Origin of the sequence: Leucobacter soli (assembly GCF_042659205.1) — a bacterium.
In the GTDB taxonomy this organism is placed as follows: Bacteria; Actinomycetota; Actinomycetes; order Actinomycetales; family Microbacteriaceae; genus Leucobacter; species Leucobacter soli.
Window position 1 is genome coordinate 1 of record NZ_JBHSRW010000197.1, and the last position, 4,294, is coordinate 4,294.

Here is a 4,294-nt window from a genome sequence, read left to right on the forward strand (position 1 = left end):
CCTCGAGCCCCAGCAGTTCCGCGCGGCGGGCCGCCTGCTCGCGGGCCGCGACCAGGCGACGAGGATCGGCGTCCGTGAAGAGGAACCCGCGGCCACCGCCCTCGAGCTCGACGCCCGCCGCCTCGAGCTCGTCGTAGGACGAGAGGACGCCGTGCGCGAGCTGAGTCAGCGCATCGGTTCCGCGTACGACGCCGGAGCGCAGGCAGGCGCGGAGGAAGCCCGCGCCGAAGGGCACGAGTGCGGGGATGGATCGGGGGTCGATCGAGAGCGGCCCGCGCCGGGAGACGACTCCGCGCAGCATCTCGCCGATCATTCCGGGCCCGGCGAGCGGCAGAACCCCGAGCGGCGTGATCTCACCGGCGTTGCCGCGGGAGGCGCCGGAGCCGGCGGCGCTGCGGTCGACGATCGTCACGCCCATGCCGGCGCGCACCAGCTCGAAGGCCGTGCAGAGTCCGATCAGCCCCGCGCCCACGACCACCACGTCGGGCAGCTGCGCCCGCGCGCCGGTCGAAGGACGCGCCGAACCGCTCGATACCGACATGTCCGATCGCACTCCTTCGGGCTCGGGCCGCGTGGCGCTTCCGTGCCGTTACGGCTCCGACGGTACCCGCCTCAGTCGGCGGTGTCGAACACCGTGTCCTTGCCGTCGAGCCGCAGGGCCGCGACCAGATCCCCGGCGTGCGCCGTCGAGATGATCACACGGGCGAAGGGGTCGAATTCACCGACCCAGCCGCGATCCTCCTCGGCGCCCTCGGGCACATCCAGGTCGATCACCACTGCGGGGCGGCCGCTGCGCGCGACGACGAAGTCGCGGCCGGAGAGCGCGCGCCAGGTACCGAGCGCCAACCGCCCGGGCAGATGGGCGCCGGGGGAGCGCACACCGCGCAACCACACCCAGGGATCCTCGGTGATCACTGCTGAGACGATCGCGTCGCGATCGAGGACGATGTCCCGACGACGCATCGCGATCGCCTTCTCGGAAGCGGTCAGCCGGATCACCACTCGATCCGGATACACCTCGACACGCGCCATGCCCTCTAGTCTGCCCCTCGACGGCGCGGAGTGCGGCATACGCGCCTGTACGGCATCGAATCGTTACCCGGCGGAGCGGAATCCGGGCGCCGACCGCAGGGCACTAGTCGAGCATGTCGCTCTGGTCGATCGCCGACTCGACGGTGCGGATGAGGGCGCGCTTGGCGACGCTGTTGCCGTGGTCCGGATGATGCCGGAGGCCGGCCGCGACCGCCTCCTCATGGGTGTGCGGTCCGACGCACGCGACGATGGTGTCGGCGGGCAGGTGCGGGAACTGCGTGGCCACCTCGCGTCCGATGCGCGGCGACGCCACCAGGAGCGCGTTGATCCTGCCCGATTCCACGTCCTCGCGGGTGTGCGCCGAGACGGGCACCCCGATGGTGCGGAATGCGACGACCTGGGTGACATCATGGCCGCGATCGATCAGGCCCGAGGTGAGCACCGGGCGGGCGACGTCGCTCCGCAGGGTCAGCACTCGGAGCACCTTGCCCTCGTCGATCTCGGGCCACACCTCGAGCAGGCCCGCCGTGGTGTGGTTCTCCTCGGTGGGTGTGCGGCTGACCTGGTACCCGGCACTCGCGAAGGCCTGGATCGTCGCCTCGCCGACCGCGGCGAGCTTCGTGTCCGGCGGGATCACGGCGTTGTGGTGGGCGAGCACATCGGCCACGGTCGCACTGGTCGCTGTGATCCAGTCGTAGTAGCCGGCTTCGAGCCGCTTCAGCGCCTCGACGAGACGGTCCTCCTCGCTGGTGTGCGCGAAGTCCACCAGCGGCGCGATGACCGTGTTCGCACCCTGCTCCCGCAGCGCGGTGGCGACGAGATCCCCCCAGGTGCCGCCGCGCGGGACGAGCACGCGCAGGCCGCTGAGAGGCTTCGCATCAGCCGTCATGGACCCCACTTACCTCGGTGGACACGGCGAAGGCCACACCTTGGACTCGGGTCACCCGTGACTCAGGTCTGGCCTTCGGAAGCGTTTCCGCTTACGAGTCCCTATTCTTACCCCGTCTGACCGACAAAGCAAAACCCGGAGCCTCGAACGGGCGCCAGGACCGGCGAACGCAATCGAAACGTGACCTGAGCCGAGTCAGCGGAAGGCCCGCGCGATCAGCCGAGCCGCACCCCACGCCACGACGCCCACCACGGCAGCCGCCGCGACGACCCCGACGGCGAAGCCGACCGGGTTCTCCTCGCGCTCCGCCGCGATTCGGTGCTTCGTGCGCTCCACCGTGTCATCGATCCGCTGCGCGTAGTCGAGACGTCCGCGCAGCTGGCTCAGCGTGTCGTAGAGTTCCGCGCGGGCGCGCTGCGCATCCGCCACGCCGCCGTCGATCCGCGTACCGCTCATCGCCAGTTCCCCTTCTCCCCCGCCTGCGGCATACGGCCGCTCGGGGATTCGCGCGGCGCGTGCGCCGACTGGTTGAATCGCACGTCGGCGAAGGCGTTGAGATCCTCCTCGATGCGGTCGATCGTCTGCTCGGGAACCGGCACGCCGCGCTTGATCAGTGCGACACCGGCCAGGATGGCCGCTGCGGCGAGGAGGATGAGGCCGAAGCCCACGACGAGCGCAGAGAGCCAGACCGGCCACACGACCGCGAGTCCGGCGATCGCCGCGGCCACGAACGCCGAGATCGCGAAGAAGAGGAAGAAGAGCGCGACGATGATCGCGAGCAGCCCGATGCCGGCGCGCTTCACCTTCGCGGTGATCTCGCGCTTGGCATTCTCGTACTCGGCCCGCACGAGCGCGAGGATCTGCGCCGGCAGCCGCGCCAGCAGCTCGAACGTGCCGGGCCCCGCGCCCCGCGTCATGACCCGGCCTCGGAACTGCGCTTCTGAGCCGGACGCTTCGCCGTCTTCGACTTCGCCGTGCTCGATTTCGAAGCGGTCGACTTCGAGGCGCTCGACTTCGACCCGGTCGACTTCGGAGCAGTCGGCTTCGACGCGTCGTCGTCTGCGCTCGACTCTTCACCCGCCCGAGCCTCGCCCTCGGCGCCCGAAGTCCGAGTCTTCGGCTGCGCGAACCCGCTGAGCAGGTCGGCTCCGGCTCGGGCGATGAACACCTTGAACACATCGGCGCGCTCGTCGACGGCTTCCTTCACCGCTGAGACGCCGCGCTGCACGGGCTCGGTCTGCCAGACCTGCTGCGCGCCGCGCTTGATCTGCTCGTAGCGCTCGCGCCCGGCACGGCTTCCCAGCACGTATCCGACCGCTGCGCCCAGGACGAACGCGATCTTGCCCTTCATGGTTCCTCCAGCCCCGCGACGTCAGCGGCCGCGGTCACGGAACCAGCCTAGCGCCGAATCGGGGTCGATCATATTCCAGAAATGAAATACACAGGATGGACCGCGCGTCAATCGGCGATGCCGAGCAGTCGCCGCCGCAGGACGATCGCCTCCTGCTGCGCATCCGACACGGCCGCCGAGATATCGTCGCCGTGCAGTGCGCGGCCGACCACGAGCAGTTCCGGGAGGTGCGCGCGACGCTCCGACAGCGCGGCTCGAGAACGATCCCGCTCCGCCGTCGTCGCGAACGGCGCGGCCGCGACTCGGATCCGCCAGCCCGCATCCTCCGCAGGATCCACGCCGGCCTCGGCCAGCGCCGCGCTCAGCTCGTCGACGAGCGGAGCAGCGGGATCGACCGCCGCCGACGGGCGCCCTCCGGCCTCCGCGAGCCCGCGCAGCTCGGCGCGCGGGAGAAGCGATCCCTCCGCATCGGCCGGGTGTATGACGAGCGAGAATCGGCCGACCGTGCGTACCGCGGATCCCGCCGCGTCCAGCTCCTCGAGGCCCGGCACTTCTTGTATGTCGATCTCGGCATGCAGGCGCGTGCGCTCCGGGAGAGGCGTCGCGAGACCGGCGCCGGACGTCGTCTCGGCACCGGCTCCAGGATCGGTGCCGGGACGCGCAGGCGTCGAGCCGGCATCCAGGATCAGCGCCGCACTCCCGAGGGCGCGACCGTCGGCGAGCGCGGCCGTCCATCCTCCGGACTCGGTCCGCGAAGCCTCCGTCACCTCGGCATCGATGAGATCGACGCCGTACGCGACCAGGCGCCGGAGCAGGGCCTCGACGAACCCCGGCCATCCGCCCCCCGGTCGGACCGTGGTTTCACGTGCAACATTCCGATCAGAGTATGCGAGTGCGGCGGCCGTCAGCGATCCGGCTCGTGAAAGCGCCTCGTTGAGCCCCGGCGCCGCGATGGCGGCCTCGACCTCGGCCGACGGCACGCCGAAGCCCGCGCGGAGCACCGGCTCGCTCAGCCGCTCGAG

Annotated in this window: 7 protein-coding genes; all 7 read right to left on the minus strand. The window is 70.9% G+C overall.

The window, feature by feature from the left end; translation table 11 throughout:
• Nucleotides 1–541, minus strand: a 541-nt coding sequence (locus ACFPZL_RS10560) for an FAD-dependent oxidoreductase (protein WP_382335357.1), incomplete at its 3' end; no start/stop codon positions are given.
• 71 nt (nt 542–612) lie between these two features.
• Nucleotides 613–1,032 (minus strand): hypothetical protein, encoded by a 420-nt coding sequence (locus ACFPZL_RS10565; protein WP_218114555.1) that lies wholly within the window; start codon nt 1,030–1,032, stop codon nt 613–615.
• A 103-nt stretch (nt 1,033–1,135) separates the two neighbouring features.
• On the minus strand, nt 1,136–1,921 hold the full coding sequence (locus ACFPZL_RS10570) for a uroporphyrinogen-III synthase (RefSeq protein WP_218114554.1): 786 nt from the start codon (nt 1,919–1,921) through the stop codon (nt 1,136–1,138).
• A 195-nt stretch (nt 1,922–2,116) separates the two neighbouring features.
• Nucleotides 2,117–2,377 carry a DUF3618 domain-containing protein gene (locus ACFPZL_RS10575; protein WP_218114553.1) on the minus strand — a complete coding sequence of 87 codons (261 nt, stop codon included), beginning with the start codon at nt 2,375–2,377 and terminating at the stop codon, nt 2,117–2,119.
• Entirely contained in the window at nt 2,374–2,838 is a 465-nt protein-coding gene (locus ACFPZL_RS10580) for a phage holin family protein (RefSeq protein WP_218114552.1), read from the minus strand. Before ACFPZL_RS10580 ends, ACFPZL_RS10575 begins: the two co-directional genes overlap by 4 nt.
• The gene (locus tag ACFPZL_RS10585; RefSeq protein ID WP_236021960.1) at nt 2,835–3,272 is read right to left on the minus strand and encodes a YtxH domain-containing protein; all 438 of its coding nucleotides are present in this window, start codon (nt 3,270–3,272) and stop codon (nt 2,835–2,837) included. The genes ACFPZL_RS10580 and ACFPZL_RS10585 overlap by 4 nt, the downstream gene beginning before the upstream one ends.
• A 107-nt stretch (nt 3,273–3,379) precedes the next feature.
• On the minus strand, nt 3,380–4,294 hold a 915-nt coding region (locus ACFPZL_RS10590; RefSeq protein ID WP_382335361.1), incomplete at its 5' end, for a hypothetical protein.